The 14,552-nt window shown below is 45.5% G+C and carries 7 protein-coding genes; all 7 read right to left on the minus strand.

Translation table 11 applies throughout. The annotated features are described in order from the left end of the window. Positions 1 to 147 precede the first annotated feature (147 nt). Positions 148 to 1,605 carry a catalase KatA gene (gene katA, locus GCU48_RS24375; protein WP_152381743.1) on the minus strand — a complete coding sequence of 486 codons (1,458 nt, stop codon included), beginning with the start codon at positions 1,603 to 1,605 and terminating at the stop codon, positions 148 to 150. Positions 1,606 to 1,814: 209 nt separating this feature from the next. Continuing rightward, complete coding sequence (gene cysC / locus GCU48_RS24380) at positions 1,815 to 2,417, minus strand: adenylyl-sulfate kinase (RefSeq protein WP_152381744.1); 603 nt, start codon at positions 2,415 to 2,417, stop codon at positions 1,815 to 1,817. Between the two features lie 76 nt (positions 2,418 to 2,493). Next, a complete protein-coding gene (locus tag GCU48_RS24385) occupies positions 2,494 to 3,396 on the minus strand; it encodes a TIGR02452 family protein (RefSeq protein WP_152381745.1) in 903 nt (300 codons plus the stop codon). Beyond that, positions 3,393 to 3,884, minus strand: a complete 492-nt coding sequence (locus GCU48_RS24390) for a riboflavin biosynthesis intermediates N-glycosidase (protein WP_152381746.1) — start codon at positions 3,882 to 3,884, stop codon at positions 3,393 to 3,395. Before GCU48_RS24390 ends, GCU48_RS24385 begins: the two co-directional genes overlap by 4 nt. Positions 3,885 to 3,908: 24 nt before the next feature. Further along, positions 3,909 to 4,814: an NUDIX hydrolase gene (locus GCU48_RS24395; protein WP_152381747.1), complete on the minus strand. Its 906-nt coding sequence runs from the start codon at positions 4,812 to 4,814 to the stop codon at positions 3,909 to 3,911. 225 nt (positions 4,815 to 5,039) lie between these two features. Continuing rightward, on the minus strand, positions 5,040 to 5,921 hold the full coding sequence (locus tag GCU48_RS24400) for a glycosyltransferase family 17 protein (RefSeq protein ID WP_152381748.1): 882 nt from the start codon (positions 5,919 to 5,921) through the stop codon (positions 5,040 to 5,042). Beyond that, a complete protein-coding gene (locus tag GCU48_RS24405) occupies positions 5,918 to 14,551 on the minus strand; it encodes a non-ribosomal peptide synthetase (protein WP_244315935.1) in 8,634 nt (2,877 codons plus the stop codon). Before GCU48_RS24405 ends, GCU48_RS24400 begins: the two co-directional genes overlap by 4 nt. Position 14,552: the final 1 nt, after the last annotated feature.

Here is a 14,552-nt window from a genome sequence, read left to right on the forward strand (position 1 = left end):
CGGTCAAGCAGCCTTTTTTCAGTATGAACCTCATCTGCTTTGCCTCACACTCAAAAGTAAAGGATGTCCCATCAACCACATACATGGCGTTGGAGACATCCTTTTTATATATTCGTGGAACTTTCTGTTAGGAGCTTGTCGATACCTCTATTCGCCTTGAGGCACGGTCAATCCCAAGCCTTCGGCTACACGGCGTCCATATTCAGGATCAGCCTTGTAGAAATGTCCGATCTGGCGCAGCTTAATTTCGTCGCTTTCTACGGGTTTCATCGCATTTACGATATTTCGAACCAGACGTGCACGCTCATCTTCACTGAGCAAGCGGTACAGGTCTCCTGGCTGTGTGTAGTGATCATGATGATCGTAGGCTACACTTTGAGCTTCGCCAGACACTTCAAAAGGAGCGATTTTGTGTGCTGGGGATTCTTTCGGTCCACCGAGGCTGTTAGGCTCGTAGTAGACAGAGCCACCACCATTGCTGTCACTGCGTAATGCACCATCACGTTGATAGTTGTGTACTTCCGCATGCGGGCGGTTGATCGGGAGTGAATTGTGATTAGCGCCTACACGGTAGCGATGTGCGTCACCGTAGGCAAACAGGCGTCCTTGCAGCATTTTATCCGGAGAGGCTTCAATACCTGGCACAAATGAACCCGGAGAGAACGTCGCCTGCTCTACTTCTGCAAAATAGTTCTCAGGATTACGATTCAGTACCATACGTCCTACCTCGATCAGCGGATAATCCTTTTGCGACCATACTTTTGTTACATCAAATGGGTCAAAGCGGTATGTGTTCGCATCCTCTACTGGCATGATCTGTACATGTAGTCTCCATGCAGGAAAATCGCCCTTCTCAATGGCATTAAATAAATCTTCTGTATGATAATCCGGATTTTCACCAGCAATTTTCGCTGCCAGATCGACATTGAGATTTTGGACGCCCTGCTCTGTTTTAAAATGATATTTTACCCATACGGCTTGACCCTCGGCATTCACCCACTTGAACGTGTGACTACCGAAACCGTGCATATGTCTAAGTGTGGCGGGAATGCCGCGGTCAGACATGAGAATACTTACCTGGTGCAGTGATTCAGGAGATAAGGACCAGAAATCCCACACTGCATTCGGATTTTTCAGATGAGTTTGGGGATGACGTTTTTGCGTATGAATAAAGTCTGGGAATTTAATGGCATCCCGAATAAAAAAGACAGGCGTATTATTGCCTACGAGATCATAGTTACCTTCCTCGGTGTAAAACTTCACCGCAAACCCGCGCGGATCGCGCACTGTATCAGACGAGCCCAGCTCACCCGCAACGGTAGAAAAGCGGATAAACATCGGTGTACGCTTGCCTACCTCGGACAAGAAGCTTGCTTTGGTATATGCAGATAAATCATTAGTGACTTCAAAATATCCGTGCGCTCCCGCACCTTTGGCATGAACAACACGCTCCGGCACACGCTCCCGGTTAAAATGCGCCAGTTTCTCCAGCAAATGCACATCCTGAATCAGTGTAGGCCCGCGTGATCCGGCAGTGATGGAATTTTGATTATCACCGACAGGAGCCCCCCAGCTTGTAGTCAGGTTGGTTGGTTGTTTACTCATGTTTAAAATCACCTCTTCAATGAATTGGTTGACGATATGTTGTAATCAAAAAGGCCTCTCACCTCTGACACTGTATATATGAAAGAACCAGGGAAAGATTCAGACGGCTTCAAGATGAGAGGTCTATTCTATTTAAACATGAATTCCTTAACTAAATAATGAAGATTTCAGGAAGATTTCAGGAAGATTTGAAAAAAGTTTGACGAAGATTAGAGCAGCAATGATTCTCTGTCGAGAAAATCCAGGATATCTTGAACAGACTGGGCTACCTCCCGACCTTCAGTAGATACGAGGAGATCAGGCTCCAGCGGTGCTTCATAAGGAGCATCAATCCCCGTAAAATGGCGAATTTCTCCCGCTCGCGCTTTCTTGTACATCCCTTTTGGATCACGCCGCTCGCATTCCTCCAGACTGCATTGAATATAGATCTCATAGCAGCCTTCCTCCTGTAAAATTTCCTTTACCATTTCACGGTCCTCACGATAAGGGGAAATGGTGGCGCAAATCGTAAGAACACCAGCATGGGCCATTAGCTTTGACACTTCAGCAATACGACGGATATTTTCCTTACGGTCAGTAGGCAGGAAGCCCAGGTTACGATTTAAGCCATGTCGAACATTATCCCCATCCAAAATAAACGTGCGTATGCCGCGTGCATATAATGCTTTTTCCAATGTGGAGGACACCGTTGATTTTCCTGAGCCAGATAGCCCCGTAAACCAAAGCACCGGACTTTTATGTCCATTCAGAAGCTGACGCGCTTGCTTATTAACCTCTGACATATGCCAGGTAATGTTCGAAGATGGATTCATTCAGCACTCTCCTTTTCATGACATATTACTTTTCACGAGATATTATAACAAGCTTTTTGTAAGATAGCCCCCGGCTTCAGGAAAGAAGTTTTTTAAAACTGCTTAAGGTACGTTGACCTGCTGTATGATCCAATACGGCAAAAACAACCCGTTCGAACAACAAGGCATAGCCCTCATCTAGAAGCACTTGCTTAAACCAGTCCGCAACCTCTTCCGGCTTATTGCGGAATACCCCGCAACCATAGGCTCCCAGTACGAGATGCTCTACCCCGTTTTGCTTGGCCATTCCGAGAATGTAACGAATACGCTCCAACATCACTTCGCTTATCCGGTTGACCTGCTCTGGCTCCCGTTCTCGCACGACTCCAGCATTAACAGCAGGCGCAGTCAGGAAATCGACCTGATATGGCTTTTCTAGCAATGTTCCCTGATCATCCCGAAATACCGGAACCTCAGGCGAATAAATCATATAGTCCGAGTAAAAACAGCTTCGCAGTTTTCGGTTATGCTGGTACATTTCTTCCATTTGTGAAATGCAGGGATACAACGCTGACGAACGAGCCAAGCTTTCCTCTTGGGCCTGGCTGCCTCCAAGAAACCCGCCTCCCGGGTTTTTGGCTGATGCAAAATTCAAACACGCTATGTGCTCCAGCTTCTCCTCAACCTGGAGTCTAAATGCCGCCTGTAATGTGCTTTCGCCCGTAATTTCCATCATTGCAGCAGTATGCGCCCGTTTGTCTATGTGTGAAGAGGACTCCAATGCACCTTGTATCCTTTGCTCTGCCTCTTGTTTTAAAGCCACCAGTTGAGAAGGTGTATATAGCTTCGAGCCTGCGATCGCGTTATCCATTTCTTTTGCTATATTCACTTGTACTTGTTTGGTATTTGTGTAATATCTATTCTCCAAAATAGATAGCGTTTCCTGCGCCATCTGTGATCGAGTAACCCGGTTGCTCCGGTGATTCATCGTATTTGTCATGATGACAATTCCTCCTTTTGCAATAGTTCCTCACGTAAATTCGTCAATATTTCCCCTAGCCAATTTGTGCCTCGCCATAACTTGCGGTTCTTTATGCGGGCATCATTTTCAGCCAAGCCAACACCCCAAATGGTGTCTGTCGGACTAGCTTCAACCAGTGTGGTCCCCTTCGTCTTAAGCAGATATTTAAGCAGATTCGGATTTTGCGTAAATTTGGCATTGTTACCGTCATACACAAATTGTCGGCAATTCTTGTCCCACAAGGATTGATCAAATCCGCGTACACTACGACCACGGGCCTTTTGCTCTCGAGGGGTGGATGCCAGCATAATTTTCCGGGCCGCCTCCTCGTCCCCAAAAAGCTGCGCTTTTTTAAACATCATATATTGCTCAGCGCAGTTAAACTCCAAACCCTCCACAACAAAATCAGAAGGATACCATTGCGAAAATGGCGAATGGCTGCGATAAAAAAATGTAAACTTTTCCATGATAATTCCTCATTTCATATTCCTTTATATAAAACGCGACCTGGGCTTGAATCGGTATAGCTTGGATGGACGATGTCCAGCCGCCTTTCTATATTCATTCGTTTCTTCCACGAGATCCGCTATTTTACGGCGGAAAGCCGCAGCCAATAGCTCCTTACCCAAAATAATTTCATACACCTGTTGAAGCTCACCCAATGTAAACAGGTAGGGCATCAGATGAAATGCGATATCTGCATATTCAATTTTGCTGCGCAGACGCTCGATCCCATACGCAATAATTTTGGCATGGTCAAAGGCAATTCCCTCTGACTCCAGCACTTCCCGCTTGATTTCAATGGTTTTCCCCTTCAGCAGTTCGGTCAATTTTACTTTGGCAGACAGACGAATGTCCCCATGCTTCAGGGTAACGTCAATGTCTTGCTCCCACGTGTAACCCTCCGGCTGATTCGTCCGCGTCTCCTGAACCACACTGTAATCCAGCTCAAACCATCGGGCATCTGCGGCATCGTCCCCGGCCTGTACCTCCAAGGAATCATGGTCTACCAATGCCATGTAAGCGCAGCTGATAACCCGCATCCGCGGATCACGTGCTACATCTCCCCAAGTGTATAGCTGCTCCATATAAATCTGATCCACATTCGTTTCGGTTTTAAGCTCGCGTTGCGCAGCTTCTTCGAGGCTTTCATCCATACCTACAAAACCACCGGGCAACGCCCATTGCCCTATAAAAGGGTGCTCGCCTCTTTGGATCAAAAGAAGCTGGAGTGTCTTCTCAGGCAGCTTGCGATAATTATGCTGGAGCTGGTCCATTACAGTAAAGAGCAGCATATCTACCGTTACTGACGGACGTTCGTATTGTGTTGCATCATAAGCGGCCAGAAATTGCTCCTCCGTCAAGCCGTCAGGATTGTATTTTGGTGTTTCTGTCACTTGCGTCACCCGCCTGTTCTTATATTGATATAAGTTATTATTGTTATGATAAAAACAAAATGTTAATATCAATATGGTAATAAATGAATTTGGCTTTGTCAACATCTTCTCCATGAAATCCATATTCAATCAGTGAAGAGCTTTGCACTTCACTGATTGAAAACAAAAGAAAAACCCTAGTCTTGTATGGACCGGGTTTCTCGGACAGCTAAAGCATAGCTTCCTTTATTTATACCAAAGATCATCTATTTCAAGCTCCTGTAGACTGCTCAAAAACGATTTTGAGTTATCAACATAAAGTTCGGTGTCGATATAATATAGTTTTTTATCATGTAAACATTGATCAATATAATCTGCATTCAAGATACTTTTATCCTCTACATTGGCGGCAAATGCCTGCAACTTGGGAAGCGCGGTTTTCTGATATTCAAGCCATGAATGATGGAATCCGGCTGGTTCCTCCAAGCAATAGATGTCTTGATACAACGCTTCAGCAATCCCTTTCTTCCTGAGATAGTCAGATGAGAATGGCATACTTTTGAAGTACCGCCCTGTCATGGCGAACACGCGATAGCTCCAATGAGGAGCACCATGATTAGATTGACAAAACAGATTCAGAAAGAAGACAGAATAATGCATTTTAATCGTAATAATCTGGTGCTTCTTCACTTCCGACACAATCCGGTCCGCCATCCGGCTATCCACGATCTCATCGAAGTCGGCCAATATGATCACATCATCGTCCTCAACCCGATCCCGCAAGATAGAGGTACTCCTGTTTCTTTGGCAAGCTTCATTATGAAACGCGCTGTTATAGCTGAGCAGACGCCAGTACCAGCGGTCAAAGTGTTCCGCACCACAGCTAGCCACATCAAAATACAATGAATTCTTCTCAGGCTCGCGAAACAGATGATTCGCATGCAATGAATGATGAATGACCTTTGGACCAACATAATCCGGATTAAAGTTGCGTGGCTTATCCAAATAGCTAAACGTCTTGTTGGCTTCGACCACATGTAGCTCGTCAATCCAGCGGGCATTTTCTTTGATTTTAATATCTGCAATCCGATTTTCATTAAAAAAAGGGCAAGATTCGTATATTTTCATAGCCGGAAACTCCTCTCCACTATCATAGTATTGGGATGAGCACCCATGCTTTGGCGCAGCCACCCGGATATTAAGCGTACAAGCTTAGCAATTGTTTGGTCTTCATAGTGAAGTGAACTGTAATAGCAGGTTAAGCTTAAACGATCATGTTTAAGACTTGCTGTCATATTTAGCTTGTAAGCAGAGGGATTGTCCGGCGCGTTGGTATTTCCGTAGGGAAGGGTCAAAGGCTCGTACAAATCATCTGCCAGCCCGTCCATTTCCTCCGATTGATAATGGAAAAGCATGTGTGTCCCGTCTTGTAGTGGCTCTGTATTTGGATACATATCCTGTATCATGTACCGTAAAATAAAGTAATCCAGTCCTTCAGATGGAATATGCTGTAACGTCTGCTTGACATCTCCCAGCATAGTTTCCCAATTTTTTGACAGCTCCTCTTCGGGAGTTTGGATTCGAATGGGGTAAGCTCCGGCAAAAAAACCAATCGTACGATCAATCACAATCCCCGGCAAAAAAGACTCGCGTTGATAAGACATTACATGCAGCAGCAAATCGGATTGCTTTTTCAGCTGAAAGCAAGCCTGTGACAAGGCTGTTAGCAGGATGCTTAGCGGTGTAGTATGCTGCTTCACAGCCAATGATTTTAAAAGGCTAATATGCCCCTCTCCTTCAAGTAAATCCTGTGTAATTGTTGTCATGTGGCAGTGTAAAGGCTCGATCTCCGAATCCCTGTCGACCTCTAAAGACTTACCACCTTCCACAACCCTTCTCCAGTAGATTGCTGCTTTAGAAGGAATGTCTTTTGCCGTATATTGTGTTAACGCCATGCACCAATCCCGATAGCTGCTTTCCTCCCCCCCATGTAACGCCAAATCACTTCCCATTCCCGGCAAGAGAAGATGCTTCAAATCCTCTAATAAAATGTTTAACGATATGCCGTCAAAAATTAAATGATGGAACAGGAGTAATATCACCTGACGTTTCTCTTGGCCATAGTGGTCAAACAGCACCACCTTCCATAAAGGGCCCTCCTCGATGTTAAATTCATGCTGAACCTTCGCGCAGTATTCCGAAAGGAAGGCGTCATGTGATCCTGGGATCACTTGCAGATCCACGTAAGAAACAACCTGTTCTACGCTCATGTTCTGCTCATACTGATACCATTCATCATGATCCAGTGGGGAAAATGACAGGCGTAGCGCCACATGTTTATTCCATAGTGCCTCCAGCGACGTGTTTAGCAACTCTCTGGAGATGTATTTCTTGAGCAGAGCGAGGTAAGGCACATTAAACATGTTGCGATTCGTCAGGTCTCTTTGAAAAAAACGTCTTTGTACGGCAGACAGCGGAAATCCATTATTAGGATAACCCTTCTTTGTGGACTGACTAGATGGGATATTTTTATTTGGACAAAGAACAGCTCCTGTATCCGCCAATTCTCTGCTCAATGAAAGGGCCAACCGTTCGATGGTTTGCTCGCGAAATATTTGGTTGACTGTAACTGGATAACCGCTTTTTTGCAGCAGGCTGGCTATACGCAGCGCAGAAAGCGAATGCCCTCCCAACGCGTAAAAGTGATCAGCCTTGCCGATCTGATCAAGCTTCAGAACTCGACTCCAAATCTCTTTTATGATTTGTTCTATTTCGGTCAGTGGTCCGGAATTTGATTCGATACCGCTGTTTTGGATTGCTGGCAAAGGCAGCTTTTTACGATTGATTTTCCCGTTAATCGTTAATGGGAAAGACCTCAGCCAAACGTAACGAAAGGGTAGCATATATGATGGAAGACCATCAGCCATAAAAGATTGAAGCTGCCCCTCCGGCTCTTCCTCTTCTGCTGTATAGTAAGCAATCAGCCGCAATTCCCCGTAAAGCTCCCGGGCAACGACCAGGCATTCTTTCACAACAGGGTAACTGCCAAGACGGAATTCAATTTCGCCGGGCTCGATTCGATAGCCACGAAGCTTCACCTGATCGTCAATTCGTCCAATAAATTCGATATTACCATCCGGCAACCATCTTGCTTGATCTCCCGTGCGGTAGAGAACCAGATTCACTCCTCTTTCACGGTCCTTGGCAGAGGTATATGGATTTAGAATAAAGACACGCTGTGTCAGCTGGTTTTGCTGCCAATACCCTCTTGCAACCCCGTCCCCTCCCACATATAATTCTCCGACTGCCCCGACAGGCTGGATTCGGCCCCTTTTGTCCAAAATATAGCAGGTTGAATTACTAATGGGTTTGCCAATGGGAATATTCTGCTCAAAAGGCTCTTCGATCCGGTAGCTCGTCGAAAATGTAGTATTCTCCGTTGGGCCGTACAGATTGAGGATCGAAAGTTCCGGATAGGCAAGCCGGATGCGATTGATATGCTTAACCGATAAAACGTTCCCACCTACAGCCAGCGATCTGAGTCCAGCAAACATCCTTTCATTTTCTTCAATCCAGTGGTTGCACAGTGCGGAACTTAGCCATAGTGTATTAATTTCCCATAACTTCATCCGCTGCTCCAGCATATGGATGTTAAGAAGATCATCCTTTGATACGACAAACAGCTGGCCTCCATTCAGCAATGTCCCCCAAATTTCAAACGTAGAAGCGTCAAAAACGGGCGAACCCGTATAGAGCAGCCTGATATCAGAGGAAAACGAGAAATAGCTGGTGTTTTTGACCAAGCGGATGACATTGCGATGTTCTACCATAACGCCTTTGGGTTTTCCCGTCGAGCCGGAAGTATATAGCAGGTAAGCAAGGTCATTAGGAGCAGGAGCAGTTATATTCCTTTTCTCTTCATGTGGTACAACTTCAGCCTGGTCAAAATGCTCTGTATACATTAGCTTTAAATGGATTCCCTCACAGGCCTCCAAGATACTCTCCGCTCCTTGCTGCGAGGTGATGATGGTGTCCAGTCTGGCGTCCTCGACCAATTCACGCGTTCTTGCTGCCGGAAAATCGGGGTCGATGGGAACGTAGGCATATCCTGCTTTCATAATCGCCAGGATGGAGACAATGAATTCGGGAGAGCGTGGCAAGTATACTCCAATAAACCTCCCATTTCTAAACGGTTTGGTGTCGCATCGACTGTCTGCATCATCCGTTAGCTTATTGGCAATCTGCTGGGACATTAGGTTTAGGTCGTGGTAAGTCATAACCTGGTTGTACGTAACAATTGCAGGCTGTGAAGGCCGCAGCTTCGCTTGTTCCTGAAACAAGTCAACAATAGAACGATCTCTGGGATATGCTGTATACGTATTGTTCCAGTCGTAGACGACTCGATCATATTCGTCTTTGCTTATAAAACACACATCTCCTACTTTATGATTCGGATGGTCCAGCACATATTGCAATGTATTCAGCAGGTGCTCTTCCAACCGGCAAATCGTTTCTTGCTCTAATTGATCCGCATCGTAAATAAACTTGATGGTTATCTGTTCTCCGTCGTTGGCAATCGTGAGGGTCATCGGATAGTTGGTTTTTTCACGCTCCTCCATACCTGACATGTTTAATCCATTTTCAGGCTGCCGATAGTCGTTCATATAATTCTCGAATGCCACGATGCTGTAAAACATGGCATGTCCCTGAATAGCACTCCAGCCCTTCAGTTCGTTCAGACTCACATAGCTGTAGTCATTCAGCTTCTGAATGGTTTGGTGCAGCTCCTCTAGATATGCTGTAATGGTTTGCTCCACATTCCAGTGCATGACCAGAGGCAACGTATTAATCAACATGCCTGTGATTCGATCTGCTTTTGCCAGATCCGATCCCCTCCCGGACACGACCAGGCCAAAAACGGTTGTATCTGCATCATGATAGACCTGCAGCACTTTCCCCCATGCGAACTGTACCAACGTGTTTAATGAAACTTGTGTTTGCTGTACAAAAGCAGCGATACGATTGGTTAGGCTTGAATCAATATACAGAGTCTCGATTTGCTGGTTCTCAATCGGTTGATGAACATCGGGAAGTATGCCTCCCTTCTTTACAGGCAGAAGAGTTGGCTCCGTTACATCTGCCAAATAATCATTCCAGAATAACCCAGCCTCCGTTCGATCCTTACCGTTCAACCAACGAATGAAAGCGTCACAAGAATGGGACAAGCTACGACGTGGCATTATATTTTGCAGGCTACAATCATAGAGCTCATGAACCCGATTCAGCAGCAAGGGTAGGCTCCAACCGTCCAGCAATATATGATGATAGCTCCAGATCACCATCCACGCTTCCGGGGCAGTCTGAATCAGTGCTAGGCGATATGCAGGCTTGCTCAGATCAAAACGGCGATTACGATCCTGTGCCATCCATCGTTCAATATATTCCTGTTGCCGTTCTGGCTGCTCTGCCGCAAAATCCAGGAACGTCCCATCCAATTCTGCTGTTCGGACAATGCATTGCAAGGGCTTGTCCAGCGATTCCCAAACGTAACATGTCCGCAAGCAATCATTTTCGGCAATCACACTGTTCCATGCTTCCAGGTAACGGCTTACCTCCAGCCTGCCATGGTATTTCCAACGAACCTGCACGAAGTATTGATCAGAAGCGGGATGTTCTAAATAATGGAATAGCAGACCTTTCTGTAAGGGACTTAAATACATCATTTTATCCAGACCATATTGCATGTGGTACTTGTATACGATCTGATCCAGCGTATGCTGCTCCAATGAAACCGACGGAAAATCACTTGGTGTAAACTCCTCATGTTCCGTCTGGCTGCAATCCTCGATAATGGCAAGCAGATATGACTTGAAAGCATTTATCAATCGAGAAATGGTCGCTTCTGCATAGTGACGTTTGCTAAATTTCATAAATAAATGCAGTTTTCCATGAACAATGGAACAGTTGAGCTCCAATAGGCTTGTTCCATGATTAAGCGGCGAGCTATGATCCTGCGCAGCGTCACGTGTAAAACCTAACCACTCGTTTAGACCACTCGTATTTGCCTGATCAAATTGACCCAAATAATTAAATAAAGCCAGAGGTTCGGAGGCTGCTAACTTGGTACGGACCTCTTCGTTCGGATGGCAATATCTCAAAGCACCGTATGATATACCACGGTGAGGAATACAGCGCAACTGCTCTTTGACGGATTTAATCGTCTCTCCCAAGGAGCAACTGTCCCTAACCTGAATACATACCGGAAATATGGAGGTAAACCAACCGATGGTTCTTGTCAGATCCATATCGGATACAAAATGCTCACGTCCATGACCTTCTAACCGAAACGCAATCGTCTTCTGTCCAGACCAAGCGGAAAGTGCCAGCGACCAGGCCGTAAGCAGCAGGTCGTTAATCTCGGTATGATAAGCCTGAGAGCAATGGTGCAAAAGCAACTGCGTATCGCTTTGAGTAAGCATTGTCACGAATTCCGAAGATTCGCCGCTCTTTTTGTGATCTGGGCAACGATCTACCGGCAGCACAAATGCCGAGCTTTGAAGCTGTACTTGCTTCCAGTACTCTAGATGATTTAGAATATTTTTATTTTTGGCATAATCCATCAATGCGGACTGCCAGTTTTTATATGGGTTTGAAACAGGAGGCAACGCTGTACCGTGATACAATTGATATAATTCCTGAACTAATATTCTCCAAGACACTCCATCAATGACCAGATGATGAATCGTTATAAAAAGACGAGCATTACCATCAGGATGACCTTGGATGATTCCTGCATACATCATCGTGCCTGTCTCATAATTCAGTTGTCTGTTCCATGCATTGCATATGCTTGTAATTTCAGATTCGGGGCAATTGATTTGTTGAATAGTGTGGCTGGCAAGTTGAATGGAGGTATCTGCTCGGTAGCGCTGTGAATACGTATGCTCTCTGGCTGAGATCTCCATCGAAAGCTCTGGATGCAGTCGAATCAATTGGTTGATGGCCGTTTCCAGCTGTGCGGGGTCACAATCACGGAGTAGTAAAAACAGCTGGGATTGATTGAAATAATCCGGTTCTACGAACTGCTGCTCGAAAAACCAGTGCTGGATCGGCGTCAGACCAAATTCGCCCGTCAAATCAGCGATACACTCTTCCTTCTTCTCACAGTCTGCCCAAGTAGCCACAGCAGCTAAATCCTTAATGGTTGGGTACTCTGCAACTTGTCTTGGAGTAAGCATAATACCATCATCCCTGGCCATTGATACGACCTGAATGGCAAGAATCGAATCTCCCCCAACCGCGTAAAAATGATCGTTAACACCGATATCGCCTCTTTTTAAGATCTGCCGCCAAATTCGAAGCAGGCGCTGTTCAAACCCAGCCTCACCTGCTTCCGCAGCTTCCTCAGCAGGGACAAATAAGGTGGCTTTCGGATCGGGAAGAGCTCTACGATCAACTTTTCCGTTTGTATTTACTGGTAATGAATCCAGCTGACAAAAATAAGCTGGAACCATATAAGCAGGTAAAACAGAGCTTAAATACTGCGCCAGCTCGGCCTCTTTCAGCCTTTTTATGGCAGTAAAATACGCCACCAGTTTATGGTATGATTCATCCTTCCATGCTTTCACAACACATTGTCCAATGCCAGGATACTGGCGAAGCCAATGCTCTATTTCTCCCAGTTCGATACGATAGCCTCTGATTTTGATCTGTTCATCACTGCGGCCGATAAATACCAGTTCACCGTTCGGCGTCCATTTCACAATGTCTCCGGTTTTATATAACCGCTCTGTCTGTGCTGGATACTCCCTGCCCATGACAATCTGTTTGTGAACGAAGCGTTCCTGGGTCAGCTCATCACGATTCAAGTATCCTCTGGCAAGTCCTATTCCACCCACCCACAGCTCGCCAGGAACACCGACTGGTACAGGATTGCCAAATGAATTCAATACAAACAATCGTTTGTTATAAACGGGTTTGCCGATCGTAATTCCTTTCCCAGGCTTGCATACAGATGTGGAACAAATGACCGTGACTTCGGTCGGACCGTAAGCGTTCACAAACAGTCTTCCTTTTCCCCAATAGTCCACAATATCCGATGTACAGGGCTCTCCCGCAGATACGATTGTGCGCAGTTCAGGCAGATCTCTTTGTTTCATCGTTCGCAGCACAGACGGTGTCAGCATGGCAATGTTGATATTCTTCTCTTCAAGAACGTCTGAAATATCCGCATAAGGCGGCAGCTCCTTATCCGATAGCACAACAAGTGTCCCGCCTACGGTTAACGTTCCAATCCATTCGTAGACTGAAGCGTCGAAACTGATGGAGGCGAATTGCATGACTCTGGAGTCAGGGCTAATACCGAACTTTTCAACAAGGTAAGGGATTAGAGTAACAAGTCCAGCGTGTTCAATAAGGGTCCCCTTCGGATTTCCAGTGGAACCGGATGTGTATATAACATAAGCCAGGTCATTCTGTTTCACCCGCGGTTTAACGCGAATATTTAAGTTCTCATCGGGATGATAACGCGGCTGCATCAGGCATTCATCCACACAAATCAGCGAATGCGTTTCCATACTATTTCGAGAAATAAACGGATTCAGTTTGGTCACTAGTTTGCTATGCGTTATAATCATTTTCGCCTGCGCATCTTCTAAAATAAATCGAATCCGTTCTCCAGGATATTGGGGATCTATCGGAAGATAAGCGGCTCCCGCCTTCATAACCCCTATCATCACCGGGATTACATCCAAACTTCTATCCATGAAAATGGCAATTAACGTGCCAGGCGGCAAAACTTCATGCTCCTGTATCGAAAGCGACTCCAAAATCGCGCGGCTGATTTGATTTGCCCGTTGATTTAACTCAAAGTAGGTCAACTTGAGCTCTCCAAACTCCAATGCAATCGTCTCGGGTGTTCTGGCAGCCTGCTCCTCTATCAGATGAACCACAGTTTTATCCAAGGGATATGCTTGTTCTGTATCATTCCATTGTTGCATCTGCTTGTATTCTTTTGTGGTCAGCATGGGGTGAAAGAGTACCTTTTTCGCCGGAAGATGGAGTATATTTTCCAGTAGGATTTGAAAATGGTCTGCGAGTCTAGCCATCTGTCTTTTTCCGAAATGTCTGCCATTATACTGTATTGTACACTCCAATATATCTGGACCATAACGGTAGCAGAATGCAATCTCTGGTTGATTTACACTGCACAAGGGAGCTGGCGTTTTTGTGTTCGAACTTGGATACGAGAAGTCACCACACGTTTCTACGATGCCCACATTGAAATAATCTTCATCTATTCCTGATGGGGAATCGACCTTCGTTGGCTGTGAAAAAGCCTCTATCCGCTCGTTACTATGTCGTTTGACCCATTCTGCCTTTACCCTTTGCATTAAGGAAAGAAGATGATCTTCCCTCTGAATATGGATAAAAAGTGGATAATCCCGACGACATGCTCCCCCCTCTTTGTCTGATATCACGGAATATAAAACAGGTACAGCATATTGATTGGCGTAATGGGATAGAAGTACAGACCATATGGATGTTATAAAAGCAGGCATGCCCAGCTGATGCTGCTGTACAAATTCTATAATCGCTTTGACCTGACTTGTTCTCAAACGAATTTTGTAAAGTATTTGATCTTTATCTTTAGGCTGTCCCGTATTCCCCCTGCAATGAGAAAATAAAGGCAAGTACCGTGGGTTATTGTCCGGCATACCAGACAAACTCTGAATAGCAGTAATGGAAGATTCGATCATT

This window comes from Paenibacillus brasilensis, from assembly GCF_009363115.1.
GTDB lineage: Bacteria > Bacillota > Bacilli > Paenibacillales > Paenibacillaceae > Paenibacillus > Paenibacillus brasilensis.